Below are 281 nucleotides of genomic sequence, written 5' to 3' on the forward strand. Positions count from 1 at the left end.
TTATGTCCAGCGATACGTCGTGGGCGGTACTGGCGGAGTGAAGGAGAACTGGACAACACCGGAGATCCAGCTCGAGCTGAACGACTTCATTCTGCCGCGGGTGCAGCATCGCGACCATGCCCGCCAGTACGAAAGTTTTTCGGATGCGCGACTCTCGCCGGATCTGCTGCAGGCGCTTTTCAGGGAGGCTGAGGCAGTACACGGCGGGATGAGTGTAAAGGAGCGTGCATTTTTCCTGAGAGCGCTTGCAGCGTCACTGTCGTATGCGAGCAGTTCCAAGG

Annotated in this window: 1 protein-coding gene; it reads left to right on the plus strand. The window is 58.4% G+C overall.

Annotated elements, in window-relative coordinates:
- Positions 1-37 precede the first annotated feature (37 nt).
- On the plus strand, positions 38-281 hold a 244-nt coding region (locus P0D80_RS51600; protein WP_408296771.1), incomplete at its 3' end, for a hypothetical protein.

This window comes from Paraburkholderia sp. RL17-373-BIF-A (assembly GCF_046030175.1).
Taxonomy (GTDB): Bacteria; Pseudomonadota; Gammaproteobacteria; order Burkholderiales; family Burkholderiaceae; genus Paraburkholderia.